This is a genomic window from Nonomuraea sp. SYSU D8015 (genome assembly GCF_008065375.1).
GTDB lineage: Bacteria > Actinomycetota > Actinomycetes > Streptosporangiales > Streptosporangiaceae > Nonomuraea.
In genome coordinates this window covers 59,627-74,507 of the sequence record NZ_VJYI01000004.1, presented here as the reverse complement: position 1 = coordinate 74,507, position 14,881 = coordinate 59,627, and the positions used below count along the sequence as shown (strand labels likewise).

14 protein-coding genes are annotated in these 14,881 nt (G+C 71.9%); 5 read left to right on the top strand and 9 right to left on the bottom strand.

Annotated features, from left to right (window positions below):
• Positions 1-46: 46 nt before the first annotated feature.
• Positions 47-3,229: an AfsR/SARP family transcriptional regulator gene (locus tag ID574_RS61630; RefSeq protein ID WP_188190385.1), complete on the top strand. Its 3,183-nt coding sequence runs from the start codon at positions 47-49 to the stop codon at positions 3,227-3,229.
• A 20-nt stretch (positions 3,230-3,249) separates the two neighbouring features.
• Here the strand turns inward: ID574_RS61630 and ID574_RS19565 are convergent, their stop codons facing one another.
• The 4 genes from ID574_RS19565 to ID574_RS19550 form a co-directional block, all read right to left on the bottom strand.
• Positions 3,250-4,125: a hypothetical protein gene (locus ID574_RS19565; protein WP_188190384.1), complete on the bottom strand. Its 876-nt coding sequence runs from the start codon at positions 4,123-4,125 to the stop codon at positions 3,250-3,252.
• A gap of 17 nt (positions 4,126-4,142) precedes the next feature.
• A complete protein-coding gene (locus ID574_RS19560) occupies positions 4,143-5,207 on the bottom strand; it encodes a CU044_5270 family protein (RefSeq protein ID WP_188190383.1) in 1,065 nt (354 codons plus the stop codon).
• Positions 5,200-5,820, bottom strand: a complete 621-nt coding sequence (locus ID574_RS19555) for an RNA polymerase sigma factor (RefSeq protein WP_223166869.1) — start codon at positions 5,818-5,820, stop codon at positions 5,200-5,202. The genes ID574_RS19560 and ID574_RS19555 overlap by 8 nt, the downstream gene beginning before the upstream one ends.
• A gap of 85 nt (positions 5,821-5,905) precedes the next feature.
• A complete protein-coding gene (locus ID574_RS19550; protein WP_188190382.1) occupies positions 5,906-6,301 on the bottom strand; it encodes a hypothetical protein in 396 nt (131 codons plus the stop codon).
• Here ID574_RS19550 and ID574_RS19545 point away from each other — a divergent pair.
• Positions 6,300-6,980 (top strand): sensor histidine kinase, encoded by a 681-nt coding sequence (locus ID574_RS19545; RefSeq protein ID WP_188190381.1) that lies wholly within the window; start codon positions 6,300-6,302, stop codon positions 6,978-6,980. The two genes, ID574_RS19550 and ID574_RS19545, sit on opposite strands and share 2 nt — an antisense overlap.
• A gap of 55 nt (positions 6,981-7,035) precedes the next feature.
• On the top strand, positions 7,036-7,611 hold the full coding sequence (locus ID574_RS19540; RefSeq protein WP_442939317.1) for a response regulator: 576 nt from the start codon (positions 7,036-7,038) through the stop codon (positions 7,609-7,611).
• A 15-nt stretch (positions 7,612-7,626) separates the two neighbouring features.
• Here the strand turns inward: ID574_RS19540 and ID574_RS19535 are convergent, their stop codons facing one another.
• The 3 genes from ID574_RS19535 to ID574_RS19525 form a co-directional block, all read right to left on the bottom strand.
• A complete protein-coding gene (locus ID574_RS19535) occupies positions 7,627-8,034 on the bottom strand; it encodes a hypothetical protein (RefSeq protein ID WP_188190380.1) in 408 nt (135 codons plus the stop codon).
• 24 nt (positions 8,035-8,058) lie between these two features.
• Positions 8,059-8,601: a hypothetical protein gene (locus tag ID574_RS19530; RefSeq protein ID WP_188190379.1), complete on the bottom strand. Its 543-nt coding sequence runs from the start codon at positions 8,599-8,601 to the stop codon at positions 8,059-8,061.
• A gap of 129 nt (positions 8,602-8,730) precedes the next feature.
• Complete coding sequence (locus ID574_RS19525) at positions 8,731-9,414, bottom strand: expansin EXLX1 family cellulose-binding protein (protein WP_223166868.1); 684 nt, start codon at positions 9,412-9,414, stop codon at positions 8,731-8,733.
• Between the two features lie 315 nt (positions 9,415-9,729).
• On the opposite strand from ID574_RS19525, the gene ID574_RS19520 reads away from it, so the two are divergent.
• Positions 9,730-10,056, top strand: a complete 327-nt coding sequence (locus ID574_RS19520; protein ID WP_188190377.1) for a branched-chain amino acid transporter permease — start codon at positions 9,730-9,732, stop codon at positions 10,054-10,056.
• A gap of 75 nt (positions 10,057-10,131) precedes the next feature.
• Here ID574_RS19520 and ID574_RS19515 read toward each other — a convergent pair whose 3' ends face one another.
• Complete coding sequence (locus ID574_RS19515) at positions 10,132-11,250, bottom strand: glycoside hydrolase family 53 protein (RefSeq protein ID WP_188190376.1); 1,119 nt, start codon at positions 11,248-11,250, stop codon at positions 10,132-10,134.
• A 303-nt stretch (positions 11,251-11,553) separates the two neighbouring features.
• Between ID574_RS19515 and ID574_RS19510 the strand changes: the two genes are divergently transcribed.
• Positions 11,554-11,751 carry a hypothetical protein gene (locus ID574_RS19510; RefSeq protein ID WP_188190375.1) on the top strand — a complete coding sequence of 66 codons (198 nt, stop codon included), beginning with the start codon at positions 11,554-11,556 and terminating at the stop codon, positions 11,749-11,751.
• Positions 11,752-11,948: 197 nt separating this feature from the next.
• On the opposite strand, the gene ID574_RS19505 is transcribed toward ID574_RS19510, so the two are convergent.
• Positions 11,949-14,864: a WD40 repeat domain-containing protein gene (locus ID574_RS19505; protein ID WP_188190374.1), complete on the bottom strand. Its 2,916-nt coding sequence runs from the start codon at positions 14,862-14,864 to the stop codon at positions 11,949-11,951.
• Between the last annotated feature and the right edge of the window lie 17 nt (positions 14,865-14,881).

Here is a 14,881-nt window from a genome sequence, read left to right as displayed (position 1 = left end):
ATTGTGGCGGGCTTCTGGATCCGTTTCGCTCGGCTACTGTGACGGCATGCGCTTCGGGGTGCTCGGTCCGCTGGCGGTGTGGACGGCGGACGGCAGGGACGTGCGCGTTCCGGAGGCCAAGGTCCGGCTGCTGCTCGCCGCCCTGCTGGCGCGCCGGGGCCGGCCGGTCCCGGCCGACCGGCTGATCGACGACCTGTGGGGCGAGCGGCTGCCGGCCAAGCCCGCCGCGGTCCTGCAGACCAAGGTGTCGCAGCTGCGCCGGGCTCTGGAAGACGCCGAGCCGGGCGGGCGCGATCTCGTGACGTCGGAGCCGGCGGGGTTCGCCGTACGTCTGGAACCGACGGGGTTGGACGCCGGGGAGTTCACGGCGCTCGTCGCCCGCGCGTACGGGGCGGAGGACCCGCGAGAGCGGGCCGCGCTGCTGGCGGACGCGCTCGCCCTGTGGCGCGGTCCGGCTTACGCCGGCTTCTCCGACCTGGAGTTCGCCCGCGCACCGGCCGCGCGGTTGGAGGAGGAGCGGTTGGTCGCCCTGGAACACCAGGCCGAAGCGCGGCTCGACCTCGGCGAGCACAGCCTGTTGACCGCGGAGCTCGGCGACCTGGTGACCCGCCACCCGCTGCGGGAGCGGCTGCGCGCGGCGCACATCCGGGCCCTTTACGGAGCCGGCAGGCAGGCCGAGGCGCTGGCCGGTTACCGGGAGCTGCGTGACCTGCTGGATGCGGAGCTCGGCGTCGAGCCCGGTCCGGAACTGGTGGCCCTCCACCAGGCGGTGCTCCGCCAGGACCCCGCGCTGCGGCCGCCTGCCGCTCTCCGTCAGGAGGCTCCCGGGCAGGACCGCGCGCCGGAGGCCGCCGGCGGTCCGCGGACGAACCTGCCCGCCCCGCGTACCGAACTCATCGGCCGTGGCGAGGCCGTCGCCCGCGTCTCGTCGCTGCTGGCGCAGGGACGGCTGGTGACGCTGACCGGTCCGGGCGGCGTGGGGAAGACCCGGCTGGCGGTGGAGGCGGCCGGGCAGGCGGCCGGCGACGCACCCGACGGGGTGTGGCTGGTCGAGCTGGGAGCGCTGGAACGGTCCGCACGAGAGGCGGAGCTGGCCGAGACGATCGCCTGCGCCATCGGCCTGCGCGACGACGGCGCCGGCCCTGCCGACCAGGTCGAACGACTCGTCTCCGCGTTGCGGGACAAGCGTGCGCTGGTGCTGCTCGACGGCTGCGAACACGTCGTCGAGCCCGTCGCCGCCCTGGCCGACCGGCTGCTCAAGGCCGCGCCCGGCCTGCGCGTCCTGGCCACCAGCCGGGAGCCCTTGGAGCTGTCCGGCGAGGCGCTGCTGCCGGTGCCGCCGCTGGACCTCCCCGCTCCGGGCGCCGGTGTGGCCGGTATGGAGGCGTCCGGAGCGGTCCGGCTGTTCGTCTCCAGGGCGGCGGCCACCGCGCCGGAGTTCGCCCTGGACGCGGGCAACGCCGAGGCGATCGAGGCGGTCTGCCGCCGGCTCGACGGCATCCCGCTGGCGCTCGAGCTGGCCGCTGCCAAGGTCCGCACGCTGGGCGTGCACGAGCTGGCGAACCGGCTGGACGACCGGTTCCGGCTGCTGGCGGGGCGGCAGCGCGACGTCCCCGCCCGCCAGCGAACGCTGCGCGCGGTGATCGACTGGAGTTGGAGCCTGCTCACCGGGCCCGAACGCGTCCTGTTGCGTCGGCTGGCCGTCCACGCCGGCGGGTGCACGCTGGAGTCGGCGGAGGGCGTCTGCGCGGGCGACGGCGTGGCCGCGGCGGACGTCGCGGACCTGCTCGGCCGCCTGGTGGACCGGTCTCTGGTCGTCATGGCGGAGGACGGGGGCACGCCCCGATACCGGCTGCTGGAGTCCATCGCCGCCTACAGCGTGGAGCGCCTGGATGAGGCGGGAGAGCTCGACCTGGTCAGGCGGCGGCACCGCGATCACTACACCGCTCTGGCCGAGCACGCCGAGCCGCGGTTGCGCGGGCACGACCAGCGGCGGTGGCTGCGGCGACTGGACGCAGAGGCCGCCAACCTGCGTGCCGCCCTCGACGGCGCGGTCCAGGAGGGCGCCGGCGATGCGGCGATCCGCCTGGTCAACTCCCTGGCCTGGTACTGGGTGCTGAGAGGCCGGCTCGGCGAGGGACGCCGGGCGCTGACCGCGGCGCTGGAGGCCGGCGACGCGGCCCCCTCCGTGACGCGGGCCACGGCGGAGAGCTGGCGAACGGGCCTGGCGATGCTCGCCGGCGTCGGCCCGCAGCCGGCCGAACCCCAAAAGGGGGCCGGCGCCATGGCGGGGTGGCTTCGGGCGTACGCGTCGATCGACTTCGGCGCTCTGGCCGCCGTCGAGCCAGGCCTGCGAGAGGCGTTGGCCGCGTTCCGCGCCTCGGAGGACTGCTGGGGCGTGGCCGCCGCGCTGATGAGCCGCGCCAAGCACGCCCTGGTACGCGGCGACCTGGCAATGGTGGAACGCGACGGCTCGCACAGCCTGGAGATGTTCCGGGACCTCGGAGACCGGTGGGGCCAGATCCAGTCCGCGAACCTGCTGGGCACGCTGGCCGAGATCGCCGGGGACTACGATCAGGCCATGCGCCTGCGCCGGGATGGTCTGCGCATGGCCGAGGAGCTCGGGTTGTGGAGCGAGACGTCGTACCGGCTGTCGGCCCTGGGCCGTACCGCGCTGCTCATGGGAGACCACGCCGCGGCCGGGGAGTTCCACCGCCGCGCCTTGGCGCGGGCGGCGCGGCAGTCGAACACCCTCGCCCAGGAAATGGCCGAGATCGGCCTGGCGCTCGGCGCCCGCCGCCAGGGCAGGCTCGACGAGGCCGAGGCGCACCTGCGCGCCTGGCTCGACTGGAACCGCCGGATCGCCCCGGACAACGGGACCGCGCTGATCCTGGCCGAGCTGGGCTTCATCGCCGAGCAGCGCGGCGACGCCGCTGCTGCCATGGCCCTGCACGAGGAAGGACACGCCGCGGCCCGCGCGACCGGCGACCCCCGGGCCATCGCGCTCGCCCTGGAAGGGCTCGCCGGGGCCCACGCGCTCGCCGGCCGGCACCACCGGGCTGCCCGGCTCCTCGGCACGGCCACGGCCGCGCGGGCCTCCGCGGGCGCTCCGCTGCCGCCCGCCGAACGCGGCGACGTCGACCGCATCACGGCGGCGGTGCGCCGCGCGCTCGGCGAGGACCTCTTCGCCTCCGAGTTCGGCGCGGGCGCCGCGCAACCCTTCGAGTGAACACGACCGGCGAGCGCCGGCTAGCTTTTCGCGGAGGGGATGGCCGGCTTCGCGTCAGTCCAGCCGACCTCGTACGTCTCGACCCCGCTCTTGCCGCCCACCGGCTTGCCCCCCTCCGTGAGGTCGACGTAGTGGGCCAGCAGCGTCATCGTCCTGGTGTCCACGATGAACTGCTCCTTCAGCACCGTCGTCCCCTTGCTCGACGGGACCGGCAGGGCGAGCTTGTGCCCGGACCGGTTCAGCGGGTCCTTGGCCCGGCCGAGGTCGCTGACGCCCTTGGTGGTCTTCAGCACCTGGAAGGCGGCGGATCTGACCTTGAACGACACCGGGTTCTCGTAGAGCAGGGAGGTCATGCGCTCGGCCACGTACCGGTCCAGGTTGACCAGCCAGTCGTCGATCTCGGCCTTCGGGTCGGTGGTCCTGGCCTCCTCGGCGGCCTCGTCGATCCAGGCCCGGACCTCCGTGGTGACGTGCTTCCTGAGCGCCTCCGCGTCGGTGGGCAGGGCCTGGAGCTGCTTGTACGTCACCCGCTTCTCGCCCAGCCGGAACCCGTCCTCGTCCACCCGCTTCAGGAACCCCTTGTCGGGCTTGGTGGACAGCGAGATCTTCATTCCCTCCGTCCGGTACGTCCACGAGGTCGGCGAACCGTCGGCCCGCCAGGCCGCCTCGTCCTTCTTGGTCTTGGGGAAGGCCCCCAGCTTGCGATGGGCGGCCCATTCCGTGCCCTCACGCGTGAGCCAGTCGACAGTGACCGAACGCTCTGTCACGTGGTAGCCGCTGCCGACCGGACGATCATGGTCGGCGGCGCGCGTCACCTCGACGCGCCAGTACGTGCCCTCCGACGGGGCGGCCTGAGCGGGTGCGGCGACGACGCCGGTGGCGAGCAGACCAGCCACCGCAATTGCCTGATATCTCACTTGGTTCCCTCCAATGGGTTCTCGTTCGTCCAGCGGGTGTCCTGGATCGCGGTGAATTCCAGGAGCAGCCCGTCCGCCAGCGAGCGGGTCTCGATGGACAGCGGCGTTCCGCGGGCCGGGTCGATGACCAGCCGCGTGCGCGTCTCCCCTGGGTACGGGGTGACGGGGTATTCGGCGGACCGGTATTCGACCGCCTGCCCGGGGCGGCCCAGCGCGTCGGTCACCGGCCCGACGGCGTCGACCCCGGGCAGCGAGGCCAGCAGCCGGTAGGCGGCGGCCCTGGTCTCGCTGCTCACCGGTGCGAAGAACAGCAGGCGTGCGGCGTTGTCGACGGTCGCCCGATCGTCGGGGGCTCCGAGGAGCGTCCGCAGGCCCTCAGGGGTGTCGGGCAGGTCGTTCATCTTGGTCAGCGGCTTGCCGGCGAGCACGACGCGGAAGTCCCAGTCCTCGGTGGAGTGGGTCTCGGGCTTTCCGGGCGCGGCCCGTACGAGGCCGCGTGACCGATCCTTGGTGATCAGCCCGGGAGCGGCTCGCTCGTAGGTCCACGTCGCCGGGGCCCCGTCCGCGCGCCAGGCCGCCTCGTCCTGAGGCGTCGCCGGCTTGGCACCGAGGTAGGTCTGGCGGTACCAGGTGCGGCCCTCCGGGGCGGCGGGGATCCAGGTCTCCACGGACTCGGTCTGCCGCAGCACGTAGCCCTGTCCGGGAGCGCGGAACTGCCTGCCGTCGACCAGGGTGCTCCCCCACCACGTGCCGGAGTCCGGCACCGACGCGGCCGAGGTCGCGGCGACAAGCAGGAACCGCTTGCCGTCCGGCGCGGCGTGCACGCTGTGCTGCTGCTGCGGCGGCGCGACCGGGACCGCCGAGGGGACGATGACCAGGGCGGCGGCCGCGGCGGCGCCCGCCAGCCCCAGCCCCAGGGCGCTCCACCAGGCGGCCCTGCGGCCCCGTCGCACCCCCTCCCCGGCGATCGCGGCGTTCAGCAGTTCGCGGCCGGCCCGCTCCACCTCGGGGGACAGCGGCGGCGCGGGCAGCAGCTCCCGCAGCGCCCGGTAGTCATCCATCAGTGCCTCCGTTCAGGGGGTTGACGCCGCCCAAGGCGGCTCGAAGTTTCTTGCGCACCCGGGAGAGGCGGGATCCGACGGTGCCGTACGGGATGTCGAGGGCCTTGGCCACCTCTTCATGGCTCAGCTCGCCCAGCGCGCTCAGCAGCAATACGTCCCTGTCGCCGTCGGGCAGGGCGCGCAGTTCCGCCGCGAGCCGCCCTTGTGCGGCGCTCGCGGCGTCCACGCGGGTCACCACGTGGTCCTCATGACCGTGCTCGGGCCCCTGCTGCGCTTTTGCGCTGCGTTGCAACGCCGCCAGCCGCCGGGTCTCGGCCCTGCGGTGCAGGGCGATCAGGTTGGTGGCGATGCCGTACAGCCAGGCGCGCACCTCACCGCGCCGGGCATCGAACGTCTCGCGTTTCCTGAACGCCGTGAGGAACACCTCGGCGGCCAGGTCGTCGGCGGCCTGCCGGTCCAGCCGCCGGCCCAGGTACGCGTGGATCTCGCCGATGTACCGGTCGTAGATCTCACCGAACCGCTCGGGCCTTCGGCACGACAACTCCAGCAGGGCCGCGTCGCTGAGCGCTCCGGCCGGATCCGAGGTGCCGGCCGACGCCACGTTGACTGTCACATCCCTTACTCATCCGATGAGACGTTCTGCTTTCATGCCGGATCGTGTCGCTTTCACGCCTTGCGCCGCCGCCCGGGGCGAGCTGCTATCGCGGCGACGCGGGGAAGACGACGATCAGCACTTCCCCGACCGCCTCCGCCTTGGCCAGGTCGGGGGCGCGCTCCACTCCCCGGACATAGGCGCGGATCCGGTAGGAGCCCTCTCCCGCGGCGGTCACGTCGCCCAGCAGGTCGCCGCCGTCACCGAAGAACCTCAGCACACCGGTCGGGCTGTGGAATCTCATCTCTCCCGACCGCTGCCAGCCCTTGGCCTCGGGCGGACGCCCACCATATGCCTCCCCCGTGACGCAAACCGGCCCTTCTTCGTCGCCACCCCAGGTGAGGTGCACCGTGCCCTTGCCCTTGGCGAGGAACTTGCCCGTGTAGTCGAGGCCGTTGTAGCCCTCTTCCCACGTCTGGATGCCGCCCTTTCGCACCCACATGGCGGCCCGTACCTGCCGTACCGGCTCGGCGATCGGCTTCCTGCTCTACACCGATCGGCTGGCCGCGCACGCGGAGGAACGGGCGCGAGCCGAGGCCGCGGAGGAGCGGTTGCGCATCGCCAGGGAGCTGCACGACGTCATCGGACACAGCCTCAGCACCATCGCGGTGCAGGCGGGCGTCGCCGGCCATGTGGGCGACGCGGAGGAGATGAGCCACACCCTGGCCTCGATCGAGGAGACCAGCAGGTCGGCGCTGCGCGAGACCAGACGGCTGCTCGGCGTGTTGCGGGAGGAAGGCGAGGCCGACCTCGCCCCCGCCCCGGGTCTGGCCGATCTCGACGCGCTCGTCGAACGGACCAGGGCGGCGGGCCTGGAGGTGCAGCTGCAGATCGACGGCACGGTGGGAGGGGAAATGGAGCTGACCGTCTACCGGATCGTGCAGGAGGCGCTGACCAATGTGCTCAAACACGCCGGAGCCCGCCACGCCGGCGTGCGGATCGAGCGGCAGGAGGACGGGCTGCTCGTGGAGGTGACCGACGACGGGACGCGGAGCGAGCCGCGGCCGTACGGTCATGGCCTGACCGGGCTGCGGGAACGCGTGCACCTCTTCGGCGGCGAGTTCGAGGCGGGCGCGCGTCCGCTGCGAGGCTTCCGCGTCATGGCGAGGCTGCCGCTGTGATCAGCGTGCTGGTGGCCGACGACCAGCCCCGGTCAGGGCGAGCTTCCGCCGTCTCATCGACAGCGCGCCGGGCTTCCGCACGGTCGGCGAGGCGGCGACGGGCGAGGAGGCGGTGAGGCTGGCCGGCCGGGAACAGGCCGACCTGGTCCTCATGGACGTGCGCATGCCGGTCATGGACGGCATCGAGGCCATCCGCCGCATCTGCGCCGGCCGTCCCGAAACACGCGTGCTCATCGTGACCACGTTCGACCTGGACGAGTACGTCTACGGAGCGCTCCGGGCAGGCGCCGCGGGCTTCCTGCTCAAGGACACCCCACCGGCCGACCTGCTCAAGGCCGTCGAGGTGATCGCGGCAGGCGAGTCACTCCTGGCGCCGACCGTCACGCGGCGGCTGATCGAACGGTACGTGAGCCCGGCGCCGTCCATCAGCCCCGGCATCACCGACCGGGAGCGCGAGGTGCTCGCCCTGGTGGCCAGGGGCCTGTCCAACGCGGAGATCGCCGAGAGGCTGTACGTCAGCGTCGGCACCGTGAAGACGCACGTCGCCCACCTGCTGACCAAGCTCGGTGCCCGCAACCGCGTCCATCTGGTCATCGCCGCCTACGAGTCCGGCGTCGTCCGCCGGCGATGATCAACGCGTGCGCCCTCAGTCACGTGACCGCCGCAGACGCCTGGCGGCCACGACCAGCACGCCGACTCCGGACAGCGCCAGCAGACCGGTGAACATCCACTCCCCCGAGCCGTCCGGTCCGTAGACGCGGCTCTTCCGCCCCGTGTCCACGGCCGCGGTGGTCTGTCCGGCCGCGAGGACGTCACGGTCGCTGCCGTACAGCTCGACGTCCTGCCTGCGGACCCGCCCGTCAGCGGAGGAGAAGTCCCCGGCCCAGACGCAGGACTCGTGTCCCGGGTGCTGGACGCACCTCAACTGCTTGGCGGTGAACACGCCGCTCGCCCCGTCGGCGCGCGCGGCCCGAATGGCCGGGCCGAGCTCTGGGACGGACACGAACAGCAGCAACAGCCCTGCAACGGCCAGCGCCACAGTGAACCCGCTCAAACGCCGTTTCGTGACCGTCATGACCTAGTGGGCGATCGCGCAGGTGCAGGAGGCCCCGTGCCGCTCCGAGGGACGGCGGTGGAGCAGCATCGCCACCACCATCGGCGCGAAGACGACGGCGTTGTAGAAGAGGTGCAGCTCCATCCTGGGGAAGGCCAGTTGCAGGAGGCTCGTCGGGACCGGACGGCCCGCCAGGTACACGCCGCTGAGCTTCTGGACGAGCAGCAGCAGGTGCTCCAGGTGGTGCCACACCTGGATGCCCAGGGAGATGTTCCACCACGTGCGCGAGCTGCCGGTGAAGCCCTTGCGCAGCATGATGAGGCCCACGAGCATGAGCAGCGCATACCCGTAGTGCATCCACTCCGAGGTCACCAGCCACGGGAAGGGCATGCCGAGCACCCCCCGGGCCTCGGGCAGCGGCCAGCCCCAGACGTAGACCTGGGCGGCCTGCGCCACGTGCTCGGCCCAGTGAGCTACCACGATGAACAGGTAGATCGTGAGCGCGGTCTTGTGATGGCGCCCATTGAGAGCATCCAGAGTGGAAGCGCTGATCGTCGTCGTCGCCATTCCTCACCTCGCGTTTTTCTTGCGATGACGCTGCCTGACGATCTCTGATGGCACTAGCAACCTGCTTGCAATTGGCTGGTAGTCCGACCAAGGGCTGGTCGCGTCCGTGGCACACGTGCCGGGCAGGCCTCAGTACATCCTCGTGGTGGTGCGCTGGATGACGGCGGGGGCCAGGCGGACGCGTTTGACCGTGACGCGGTGGCCGCGGGTGTCGGTGACGCGCACGGCGAAGGGGCCCCGGCCCATGCCGGACTCGGCGATCCAGTAGTTGTAGTCGGCCCGGGCGAGCTTGCGCCACGCGCCGCCGGCGGCCTTGACCTCGACCGAGGCGAGCGGGTTGCCGTGGTCGACGACCAGCAGCGCCAGCCACCACTGCGACGACCCCTCTTTGACGCGGAAGGACAGGGGCCTGCCGACGCGCGGGTTGCCGACCGGGCGATAGGTGACCCCGGCCATGCCCTTACCGGGGTCCGCGACGCGCGCGAAGGCCGTGCGGCTCAGGTCGATGTGGCCCGCCGGGCATTCCGGGCACTGGTCGACGACCTTGACCCTGACGGTGCCCCTCGGCCCGGTGACGTTCAGGTAGCCGCCGCAGGCGGCCGCGGCGGCGTACTCGCGGGGGGACAGCGCCACATAGAGGTTGTCGGCGGGAGGCGACGGGTACGAGCAGTTGCCGCCCCCGGACTGGAGTTCGTAGAAGGTCGCCTTGCCTCTGATCGCTTTTCCTCCGGCCGCCTGCGCCGGCGCGACGGTTGCCGGGAGGAGCGAGGTCGCGGCGAGCGCGGCGGCCAGAACGGAGGGTAAGCGTCGCATCCAGGTGTCCTCTCGTACGGGATGGATGTGACAGTAGCGAAACCGGTGCATCTCGGTCCGGGAAAGTGCCAGATGTCCGGAACGACCGTTAGTTCTCCTCCTCGGTCCGCCGCCAACGGGCTCGGTCTGAACGCATCGCCGGCACTGCTCGGCGCGCTGGTGACCCACCGCCGTCGCCCGCCGCCGGCGCACTGCCGCGGCCACCATCCGCTGGGGCATGGTCCTCACCGCCGCGTCGCCGCCGCCACCGCGATCACTACCTGGTCCTGCTGGCCACGCGCGCTCGAGCCCGCCGGCCCGTCCCGGAGACCGCCGATGCCTGACACCGCCTACTTCGTCGCCGTCCTCGCGATCGTCTTCGCCATCACCCTCGCCCTGCGGGCCGTGCCCTTCGCGGTGCTGCGCACGCTGCGCACCTCGGAGATCGTGGGGCGGCTGTCGGCGTGGATGCCGGTCGGCATCCTCGCCATCCTCGCCGTGACCGCCCTGCACGGCACCATCGCCGCCGACCCGCAGGCGATGCTGTCCGCGCTGCTCGCGGTCGCCGTCACCGGGGGAGTTCACGTCGCCTCCGGCCGCCGCACGATCCTGAGCGTCGGCATCGGCACCGCCGTCCACGTCATCCTCGTCAACGCCTTCTGACGTCCGGCGATGGCGTGCCGGGCCCGCGGCGCGCCACCAGGTGTGCGCCGCGGGCCCGATGCGGTCAGGGCAGCTCTACGGGGTCCATCTGATGTTCGGGTTGATGCCGCCGGTCCAGTTGAACACGGCCATGTTGTCCCACTGGTTGCCGGTGCCGTTGATGTTTGCGGGGTCCCATCCGTTGCCGGAGATGGCGTACCAGGTCGGCTCCCAGTAGAAGACGCCGATCGCTCCCGCGTTGCGAGCGGTGTTCTGGACGTGCTGGAACTCGGTCGCCTGCCCCGCCCAGGTGGCCGGATAGCCGGAGCACGGCTGCGAGCCGGTTATCACGTTCGGCTCGCTGTCGGCGTCGCTCGCGGTGAACGGGTAGGCGGTCTCCACGACGACGACCGGCTTGCCGTAGCGCGACCTCACGTCGGTGATGACGTTGTAGAGGTTGGCCAGCGAGCCGTGCCACATGCAGTAGTAGGACAGGGCGGTGATGTCCCATGACACGCCCTTGGCCCTGATGCCGTCGTAGAACCAGCGTGCGTTCGCGAGGCTGTCGGCGTTCGCGGTATGGATGATCACCTGGGTGCCGCTGTTGCACGCCTTGATCGCGTTGTAGCCGGCCTTGAGCAGCAGGCTCAGATTGGTGAAGTCGTTGTTGACGACCCTGCCGTCGTTCCAGAGCATCCCGACGTTGATCTCGTTGCCGATCTGCACGCTGTCCGGTGTCGTGCCCTGGGCCTTCAGGCTGTTGCAGACGTCGTAGGTGTAGTTGTAGACGTCCGTCTGGAGCTGGCTGATGCCGTGACTGGCCCACGCCGCCGGCTTGTACTGCTTGCCCGGGTCGGCCCAGGTGTCCGAGTAGTGGAAGTCGATCATCAAGCGGAGGCCCTTGGACTTGACCGTCCTGGCGTACGCGAGGACCTTCGCCTTGTTGTTGTATCCGCTGGCAGGGTTGTTCCAGATGCGCAGGCGTGCGTAGTTGACCCCGACGCCTTTAAGGATGTCCAACGGGTCGGCGGCGGCTCCACTGGCGTTGTAGTACCTGGCCCCAAGGTCCTGACTGCGCTGGAGTGACGAGACGTCGGCGCCGAGCATCGTCAGCGTCGCGGCCGAGGCGGGAGGAGCGGCGAGTACGGCCGCGGGCAGCATGGTCAGCGTCAGGAGCAGAGCGACGAGGGTCCTCCGCAGGCGGTGCGCGGTCATGGCTGCTCCGGTCGGTTGACGGCCATTCCGATCTCCTTGATCAAGAAATCGTGGGGGTGAGGTGTCGACACGGCTGCCGTCCACTCTGGGAGCGTTCACAGTCTGCCGACAGGTCTGCTTCCTGCACTTTTGGTGGTCTGAGGCGTGGAAAAGTCAGCAAAATGGTCCGTGAACGTGCACAGAGTCGTCTGCACCTGAGGATAGGGACCAGAGGTCTCCGGGGGAAGAGGCAGTTTCCTCGGTGTTTCCGGGAGGTTGCCGCGGTGTCAGTAGCCGCTCCCCCGGCCCGGTGATGGTGGCCAGGTGCTGGATCGGCTTGGCCAGATTCGGCTCGCCGCGCTGAGCATCGACGGCGACGAGCAGACCGCCGTCCGCGCCACCCTGGACCTGTCGTACGCCGCGCTGCCCCCGCGAGCACGCGCGCTGTTCCGGCGGCTCGGACTCGTCCCCGGGCCGGACTTCACCCTCGATCCACGACCTCCTCAGCCTGTATGCCGCTGAACATGCCCACGCCGAGGAGACCTGGTGGCCGCGATCCGCCAGGCGGTCTCCTCCGGCCCGCGTCCACCGGTACGGTTGCCCGCCGACGCGATGCACAGCCATTTCCGGATCAGACGGACCCTGACCTACTGGGCTCTCGTGCGCGCCGGATGGCCTCGGGAGGACGCAGGCGGCCGCGCCGTGGGTGAGGTCGCGGCTCATGGGGAGGCGTTGGCGACGTGAAGGGTGAAGCCGTACACGCCCGCGTCGCCCACCGCGTACAGCCGGGTGCCGTCCGGAGACCAGGCGCAGTCGTTGAGTGAGGCGCCGAGGCGGATGCCGGCGAGCGGCTGCCTCGCCCCCACCGCGACGTCCCACAGGTGCAGCGCTGAGCCGTACGTCGCCGCCAGGAGCGTGCCCGACGGGCTGTAGGAGAGGGCGGCCGTGACCCCGGGAGATCCGGCGAAGTCCGCCGACCGCTTGCTCCGGTGGTCCCATTCCCTGGTGACGCCGGAGGTGAGGGTGGCGGCCGTACGGGACCCGTCAGGCGACAGGGCCAGCGCCACGACCGAGTCTCCAGGGCGGCGGGCCCTGCCGATCCGACGGCCCCGGCTCGTCCACCTCTGCACGACACCGCCGGACGCCGCGGCGAGGGTGGAGCCGTCGGCGGACACGGCCAGCAGGCACGGCCAGCCCGGCTTCTGCCGGAGGCGGCCGATCTCGTCGCCGGCGCGCGACCAGAGGACGATCACGCCTTCCTCGCCGCACGTGGCGAACCACGTGCCGTCCGGCGCGACGACGAGCGAGCGCTGCCGGCCGTCGTGATCGGTGCGCACGCTGCCCCGTACGCCGCCGTCACCGTCGATCAGCCAGACCTCGCCGTCGCGGCTGTAGGCCGCGAACCACGAGTCACAGCCGGAAAGGCCGTCGAAGGTGGGCAGGCCGGACAACGTGCGGACGACGTGGCCCGCCTCGTCCCGGTAGGCCGGCTCCTGACCCACGGTCACCAGGCCGTAAGGGGCGACGATCAGCGCCTTCTGAAGGCCACGGCGCGACTCGTCGTCGGCCTCGATGCGCGGCAGGTCCTCGCGTGCCCAGATGCAGGCCGTGCCGTCGGTGGCGACCGACGCCAGCCAGGTGCCGTCCGGGCTGATCGCCACATCGGAGACAGAGCCGAGATGACCGGAGAGCCGTTCGGTGGCCGGGCGGTCGAGCCGGGTCACGAGCACGTGGTCACCGATGCCTCCGGTGGCCAGCCAGCTGCCGTCGGGCGCCATGGCGACCGGGTACGAGGGGTGGCCGTCGATCGGGATTCTCTCCAGGAGGTCCCCGTCGGGGCTGTAGACGCATCCGTCAGTGGTCACCATCGCGTCGCGGACCGGATGAGCGGTCAGCTCGACCAGCGCTCCCTCGTGCGGGAACGAGGCCCGGGGCGTCCCGTCGGCGTTCCAGACGTGGATGCGCCCGTCGGTGAGATGGGCCACCCAGGAGCCGTCGGCGGCGAGGGCCAGGGTCGACAGCGCCGCGTCCGCGTACCCGGTGCCCGCCGTCCAGAGCTCCTCACCCTCCCGGTTCCAGGCGGTGAGCGTCCCGTCGATGCAGATGCAGGCCAGCCAGTCGCCGTCGGGCGAGACGGCGACGTCCTGTGCGCCGATGGTGAACAACTCCTTCAGGTGCTCGCCGGCGGCGGACCAGAGATGGACGGTGCCGTCGCAGCCCGCCGAGGCCAGCCAGGTGCCGCAGGGGGCGATGGCGATGGCGTTGACCAGGCCGAGATGAGCCTCCAGCACCGCTCGCGGGGTGCCGTCGCGGTTCCAGAGCCGCACCGGGCCGTCCCAGCCCGCGGTGGCCAGCCACGTGCCGTCCGGGCTGATCGCGACGCTGGACGCCTCCTCCTCGTGCGCCGTCCACGTACGCCGCAACGACGGATGGGGCAGGTCGGGCGGCGTCCACATGCATTCGAGCCACGGCAGGCCCAGGGCGTTGAGGAAGTCGCGCAGCTCCTGGCCGAGCCGCGGCAGGTGGTGCAGGCGGCCGGCGAGCGTAGAGAGCACGGAAAGGCCGGAGTAGGGCGGCTCGCCCAGCAGGTGAAGGCTCTGGGACAGGGTGCGGTGCAGCTGCTCCGCCTCCTCCGTGCCAGCTCTCTCCAGCTCCCGCTGGACCAGGGCGGGGCCGTCCTCCAGGAGCTTCGCGGCCAGCCACGACGCCTGGCACACCAGCTCTTGGAGCCTGCCGCCCACCGCTTCGAGGTGGTCGGCGAAGTGCTCGAAGTAGTACGTCACGGCCTCGTCGGAGAAGGTGTCGCCCGGCGGGCCGATCTCCACCATGGCGCGGTTCGCGCGGCGGGCGCGGTCCGGCCCCATGGCCGCCCGGAGGTGGGCGCGCACCGCGTCGGGGATCAGGACCACGTCACGATCGGGGGCTCGAGCGAGCAGGCCGCGCTCGCCCAGCTCGGCCAGCGTGCGTTCGGCCTCCGCACGCGACAGGCCGGCCGTCTCCCACCACAGGGCCGCGAGCAGGTCCAGCGGGATGGGCCGGCCGCCGCCGAACACCCCCAGTTCGAGCAGGCGCTCCAGGAGGGCGGGAGCGAGCGTCCGCCGCAGGCCGCGGTCGAGCACCTGGTGCACGACTCGCGCCCGGGACGACGGGTCCGCCAGGTCGAACCGGTGGACGGGTGCGGCGTCGAGCGAGCGCGTCAGCGTACGCAGGAGGGGCCAGCCCTGGCTGGGGTCGTCGCCAGGGGGAAGCGCGGGTAACCGGATCACGTGTCCTGTCCGGGGCGCAGTCCTGCTCGTGACGAGCACCACGGCGTTGCCGGCCGCCACCCGGTTCACCAGCTCGGCCGCGTGCGGTCGTACGTCGTCGAGCACCACCAGCCGCCTGGGCCGTCTCCGCCGGAACGGGAGATCCTTGCCCTCCGGTTCCTTGACACGTTGGCGGAAGTGGTGCAGCGGCTCGTCCCCCAGCGTCAGCCACTCGATCCCGTCAGGGAACCGCTCCCGCACCTCCGGGCTGCGGCAGGCGGCCGCGGCCAGTGCGGTGGTGCCGAACCCCTCCGCGCCGTCGATCTCAGGTACGAGGCCGACCACGCGATGCCTGCCCGAAGCGAGCACCGCCACCAGATCCCTCAGCAATCCATAGCGCTCCACCG

Bases quoted from the DNA above. Each gene is read 5' to 3' on its own strand.
- ID574_RS61630 (WP_188190385.1), top strand. From the start codon at position 47: ATGCGCTTCGGGGTGCTCGGTCCGCTGGCGGTGTGGACGGCGGACGGC.
- ID574_RS19560 (WP_188190383.1), bottom strand. From the start codon at position 5,207: ATGGATGACTACCGGGCGCTGCGGGAGCTGCTGCCCGCGCCGCCGCTG.
- ID574_RS19545 (WP_188190381.1), top strand. From the start codon at position 6,300: ATGGCGGCCCGTACCTGCCGTACCGGCTCGGCGATCGGCTTCCTGCTC.
- ID574_RS19550 (WP_188190382.1), bottom strand. From the start codon at position 6,301: ATGTGGGTGCGAAAGGGCGGCATCCAGACGTGGGAAGAGGGCTACAAC.
- ID574_RS19530 (WP_188190379.1), bottom strand. From the start codon at position 8,601: ATGGCGACGACGACGATCAGCGCTTCCACTCTGGATGCTCTCAATGGG.
- ID574_RS19525 (WP_223166868.1), bottom strand. From the start codon at position 9,414: ATGCGACGCTTACCCTCCGTTCTGGCCGCCGCGCTCGCCGCGACCTCG.
- ID574_RS19520 (WP_188190377.1), top strand. From the start codon at position 9,730: ATGCCTGACACCGCCTACTTCGTCGCCGTCCTCGCGATCGTCTTCGCC.
- ID574_RS19515 (WP_188190376.1), bottom strand. From the start codon at position 11,250: ATGACCGCGCACCGCCTGCGGAGGACCCTCGTCGCTCTGCTCCTGACG.